At 56.9% G+C, this 262-nt stretch carries 1 protein-coding gene; it reads right to left on the minus strand.

Features of this window, described 5'->3' with window-relative positions; all coding sequences use genetic code 11:
• Window positions 1–207, minus strand: a 207-nt coding sequence (locus tag ACG9ZB_RS17455) for a hypothetical protein (protein WP_419326868.1), incomplete at its 3' end; no start/stop codon positions are given.
• Between the last annotated feature and the right edge of the window lie 55 nt (window positions 208–262).

Consider the following 262-nt stretch of genomic DNA (forward strand, 5'->3'; position numbering starts at 1 on the left):
CCGTAAGCCTTCTTCCCGGCTGACGTATCCCCGATCAATACCGGCCAGGATAGCCATAATGCCGAAGCCGCTGCCTCCTGAGGTAACAATCTCCGGCCCTCCTGCCGGGTATTCGCCATCCATGTGATAGCGCTCGCGTGCCAGTCCGCTATTAGGTTCGGCAGCATCCCAGAAGTAGCTGAAGGTTCGTCGCTGGACGGTATCCATCAGAGCGTCATCTGTCAGTGATGTGGCAGACGAGGGCTTTTCTTTTGGCTTGCAT

It is taken from the genome of Acinetobacter johnsonii, from assembly GCF_048551975.1.
Lineage (GTDB): Bacteria > Pseudomonadota > Gammaproteobacteria > Pseudomonadales > Moraxellaceae > Acinetobacter > Acinetobacter johnsonii_A.